This is a genomic window from Vibrio genomosp. F10 str. 9ZD137, from assembly GCF_049974785.1.
GTDB lineage: Bacteria > Pseudomonadota > Gammaproteobacteria > Enterobacterales > Vibrionaceae > Vibrio.
This window is the reverse complement of record NZ_JBNGCJ010000490.1, coordinates 1-4413: the sequence shown is the minus strand read 5'-3', so window position 1 is coordinate 4413 and position 4413 is coordinate 1. Positions and strand designations below refer to the sequence as shown.

General features: G+C 42.8%; 5 protein-coding genes. 2 read left to right on the top strand and 3 right to left on the bottom strand.

The annotated features are described in order from the left end of the window. Positions 1-442, bottom strand: a 442-nt coding sequence (locus ACP45E_RS11865; RefSeq protein ID WP_141707315.1) for an MFS transporter, incomplete at its 3' end; no start/stop codon positions are given. A gap of 337 nt (positions 443-779) precedes the next feature. On the opposite strand from ACP45E_RS11865, the gene ACP45E_RS11860 reads away from it, so the two are divergent. Beyond that, positions 780-1439 carry a nitroreductase family protein gene (locus ACP45E_RS11860; protein WP_017033415.1) on the top strand — a complete coding sequence of 220 codons (660 nt, stop codon included), beginning with the start codon at positions 780-782 and terminating at the stop codon, positions 1437-1439. A 25-nt stretch (positions 1440-1464) separates the two neighbouring features. On the opposite strand, the gene ACP45E_RS11855 is transcribed toward ACP45E_RS11860, so the two are convergent. Continuing rightward, positions 1465-2421, bottom strand: coding sequence for a LysR family transcriptional regulator (locus ACP45E_RS11855; RefSeq protein ID WP_017033414.1), 957 nt, complete (start codon positions 2419-2421; stop codon positions 1465-1467). A 132-nt stretch (positions 2422-2553) separates the two neighbouring features. Then, complete coding sequence (locus ACP45E_RS11850) at positions 2554-2745, bottom strand: hypothetical protein (RefSeq protein ID WP_017033413.1); 192 nt, start codon at positions 2743-2745, stop codon at positions 2554-2556. Positions 2746-2914: 169 nt separating this feature from the next. On the opposite strand from ACP45E_RS11850, the gene ACP45E_RS11845 reads away from it, so the two are divergent. Beyond that, positions 2915-4413 (top strand): sensor domain-containing diguanylate cyclase (locus ACP45E_RS11845; RefSeq protein WP_141707314.1); only part of this gene is annotated, 1499 nt, incomplete at its 3' end.

The window sequence follows — 4413 nt, the reverse complement described above, 5'->3', positions numbered from 1 at the left end:
AAGAGCCGCCATACAAGGCCCCCATGTAAAGACCTAAGCGTTTTCCTCTGCTGGATTCATCACCATGTAACAGCCATGATTCTACGATAACGAAAACACCAGCGACTGCGATACCCGCCACAAAGCGAGCGCCTAACCAGATGGATGAATAAGAGAGAACCGGTAACACAACAATAGAGACCATAAAGATCAATAAGCACGAAATAAACGCATTACGATGCCCAAGCTTCACTACCATTGGTTCAATAGCGATCGCACCGACTAAAAGCCCCGCATAAAATACACTGGCTAGCCAACTGGCCAAGCTACTTTCTAGGCCATAGTGAGGTAGCATCAGAGGCATCAAACTCATCAAATAACCAGATGCAATTGCGTAAAGAGAGAGCGCAATAACCGGTACAGAGATGCGAGCTTTAGGCTCGGTAGTAAGAATGTTTTCCAATGCAGGAGCCTCCGAAAAAAGTAAGTAGGGTGTTTTTCGGGGCGAATATGGACGGGATTGGGAAAAAGGTAAAACGAATCATTTTTTTCTTAACGACAAATATAATTTATCGTTGAAATCGTTATGAAAATAAAGACGTAATAGCGCCAAAAAGAACAGTTCAAACCTTATCGACTCACTTTAATCTCACGCTATGATTGTGGAACTTTATTTCCATAGTCATTGGCTGTTCACGCTCTGTTTGTTTGGTCGTTTTTTGTTTATCTTAATTCCATCAACAACATATTGAGCAGATGGTCTCTCAATAACTTTTGTCCATTCAGTTTAGGAAATAGATATGACGCACCCAATCATTGCCGATCTCAATACTCGCTATACGGCTAAAAAATACGATGCAAGCAAACGAATTTCAGCGGAAGATATGGACGTGATCAAAGAAGCGATCCGCCTATCTGCGTCTTCCATCAACTCGCAACCTTGGAAGTTTATCGTTCTTGAAAGTGATCACGCCAAAGCGCGTTTTCACGGAACGTTCGCCAATATGTTCCAGTTCAATCAACCTCATGCGAAAGAAGCCTCCCATACAATTCTATTCGCTCATCATCCTAAGTTTGATAAAGAGCAGTATCGTAAAGTGGTTGATGCAGAAGTCAGCTCAGGTCATCTTCCTGCGGAACGTTACAATGACATGCTTGAAGGCGCGTTTGGTTTTGTTGAGTTAAATACCGATGACACGGGTTTCAATGGCCATTGGACAAAAGCGCAATCGTATATTGCTTTAGGTAATACGCTGCATACGCTTGCTCGTATGGGTATTGCCTCAACGCCAATGGAAGGGGTCGATACCAAGCTTATCGGTGAAGAATTTCAAGAGGAGCTGAATGGCTACGTGTGTGATTTTGCACTCGCATTGGGTTACCACAAAGAAGTCGAAGATTACAACCATGGTTTACCGAAAGCACGCTTACCAATGGACGACGTTATTTCGGTGTTATAGCTGACACGCACGCGATAAACCCGCGCTATTCATTTCGCTTGTACAGTGTATCGAAATGGGCGATATGTTGTTCCCAAAGTGGTTTATCGCCAATATAATTTTGCACGGCTTTGATGAACTCAGTGATCAAAGCCGTTTGTTTTCGATGAGGGTAAAGGGCGTACAATCCTAGTCCTTGGTTGCAAAGCGTGTATTGTGTGAGCAGTGGTTTGAGGTTCATGTCTTCTATTGGACACGATAAGTTAGAAGACGCAATCATGGCATAACCGAGAGACTCTTTTACTGAGCTGATTAATGTACTCACATCGTTAACTCTATATTTTCCCTTCATTTTATAGCTGGTCAGCTCGTTGCTTCCTGGCGTTTCTTTAAATCTGAGCGTGTCTACTGTTATGTTTCCATTGCTATAGATGACCGATGGCAGTTTGGTTAATTCTTCAGGGGTGGTCGGTTCGCCATGCAGAGCGATGAAGTCGTTAGAGGCGAGTATGACCGAGCGAATATCCGCTATTTTTCTCGCAATCAAACTGGAATCTTCTAATCGACCAAATCGGAAAGCAACATCTAATTGATCAGAAATAATATCAGAGCGTTTATCGTCCATTAACAAAGTCACCTCTATCTCTGGATAACGCTTCATAAACTGGGTGATCACAGGTTGCAGGTAGTATTGCCCAATATGCAAAGGGGCAGTCATTCGGATCCGGCCTTTTAGCTCGGTATGGTAGGACTCGGCAATGGTCTTTACGTTGCCTAATGTACTCACCAAACTATGGGCTTGCTCTAGGATCTCTTCTCCGGCCGATGTTAACGAGAAAGAACGGGTAGACCGGTTAAGAAGCTGCACACCCAGCTCTCTCTCAAGCTTTTTAATCTGTTTAGATAGGGAGGAGTTATCCATGTCATGAAGCGCTGCCGCCTTGGTAAACGAACCTTGCTGTACAACATCAATAAAAAGTGAAAGCTGATTAACCAACGACATGACATTTCCTTAAAAACAACCGACCATTCACTATACAACAGATAGCGCTATTCGCAGAAATCCGTTAAACCAAACAGCAAGAAAAGTCGTCTATTCAAAGTCAGGCTAGGGCGCACCTACTCCTGTTACGAATTATGCGCCTTTTTCTTTGGTCCTATTTTTTACGATGTCAGCGAAGTAGATAAAAGCGCTGAATAATAAAAAGGCCGCTGAAACAAAGAAGAGTACGGGCATTTTTAATATCCATGCAAAGGTAGCAGCAAGAAAAGCACTAAAGCAAACTAACCGGCTAGATGACATAACACGACCCAGTTTTGTGTTCATAACGCCTCCCGAATAAGGTCTGTTTTCCTCATGGGCAGTATCTCATTGTCGGTGATAAATTAATCTAAATCGTTATCAAAAAGCCTGATTTAGTGATCCAGATGGCGTGTATTCAGACCATATCGCGAATATTAAATAAATAAGAATCATTATCATTGGCGAGAGGGCTATGATAGAGTTGTATTCATGTAATCTATCAATAGAGCGTGACACATTGAAGTTCCTGTTTTTTCGTAAATCTTTCCTCGTAATCTGGGTGATAGGGCTTGTCGTCGCCTTTTTCAGTTTTCGCACTGTCGAGTTTTATGAGTCCCGTAAGTTGCACGATCAACTCGAAATCCAATTTCACGGTAAGGTGAAACTGCTCGAGCAATCAATACGCTCATTGTCTGAGTTGATCTATGCAACTCAAAAGTTTATGCAAAACGGTAACAGCCCATCTCAATCTCAGTTTCAACGATTCCTTGATACCCGAACGGGAATAGGGTCGGGCATTCACTCTGTACTGTGGGTGCCTTTGGTGGCGTCCGATGACGTGATGGAATTTGAACAGCAAGCCAAAAAAGAGGGGCTACTCGGTTTTCGATTATTGCCCAGCATGGATCAAACGAGTTCATGTGCGTTTGGGTTAGGCAGCGCAACGTTACCTGTTTATTATGTTTCACCTCAGTTTGAAGCCAGTGACTTTTTGGGGCAAAGGCTGGATACTCACTGCGATTATTCAACAGCGATGAAATCGTCACTCCTGGATCAAGGTATCGCGACGAGTGTCTTTGAAGATGAGAACAACCCTGGGGTAAAATTGTTTCTTCCCGTTTTAGGGAGTGAAAATGAACTGCAGGGATTCGTGGTGGCCAGCGTTCTATTCCATGAGTTTTTGGGTGTAACATGGAAAAGTGAAATTAATTCTAACAAGCTCAATATTTCGGTTGCCAACACCAGCACACAAAACGATTCCGTTATTTTTCAGTCGCATGTCAATTTAGCTTTAGAGAAAGCATCTTATTATGATCAGGTGCTTGTTTATACCCAGGTGGTCGAGCTACCACTCATAGGCCAAAACTGGACAATATCGATCTCGATGATTGATGACAAAACGAGACTACTGATTTATGGCTCGACTGCAGTGATCCTTATACTGTTATTGACCGTGTCGGTTTCGATTGGTGTCAGTTTTTATGCCCACCGTTTGCAAATTTCAGATCGAATTGTTAAAGAAAAAACCGAAAGTCTTGAAATTCAGGCCACAAGAGACGAATTGACAGGCCTATTTAATCGGCAGTCATTGAGTGAGAAAATAGAGCATCAACTAGAACTCATTGGCCAAGAAAAAACGCGTGGCTTTTCTATTCTATTTATCGATCTCGATAGATTCAAAGTCATCAACGATTCAATGGGGCATATTGTTGGTGACCATGTATTGCAGCAGGTAGCGTTTCGTTTAAAGAATAATGCACGGAAAGGCGATATCAGCTTTCGGTTTGGTGGGGATGAGTTTGTCATTTGCTTACCCAATCAAGTGGATGAAAAAATCGTAGGAGATTTATGTCAGCGATTTTCTGATCTTTTGTCTAAGCCATACAGCATTAAAGGGCAAACCTGTCATTTAGGTGCGAGTATCGGGGTGTCTATTGTTACCTCGCCTTCCGAGAGATCGGAAGAGCGGTT